Source organism: Bacillus sp. SIMBA_008 (assembly GCF_046535495.1).
GTDB lineage: Bacteria > Bacillota > Bacilli > Bacillales > Bacillaceae > Bacillus > Bacillus subtilis.
This window is the reverse complement of sequence record NZ_JAWRWL010000909.1, coordinates 1-251: the sequence shown is the minus strand read 5'-3', so window position 1 is coordinate 251 and position 251 is coordinate 1. Positions and strand designations below refer to the sequence as shown.

The following is a 251-nucleotide window of genomic DNA, read 5'->3' as shown; positions in this document are numbered from 1 at the left end:
AGGACTAGGATTAATACTTAGTTCACAAGCTTCCTCATTAATATTGCTTTATGTACTAGCAGGGGTTGTTGTAGGTTATGCAGATGGTACAGCATATATCACTTCACTATCCAATTTAATAAAGTGGTTTCCAAAGCGTAAAGGTTTAATTGCTGGTATTTCTGTCTCTGCATATGGTTCGGGTAGCTTAATCTTTAAATATGTTAACGCACAGTTAATTGAATCAGTTGGTGTATCACAAGCGTTTATAT

Annotated in this window: 1 pseudogene; it reads left to right on the top strand. The window is 35.1% G+C overall.

The annotated features are described in order from the left end of the window. Positions 1-251 (top strand): annotated as a pseudogene (locus tag SB658_RS26015) (oxalate/formate antiport family MFS transporter); the annotation flags it as partial.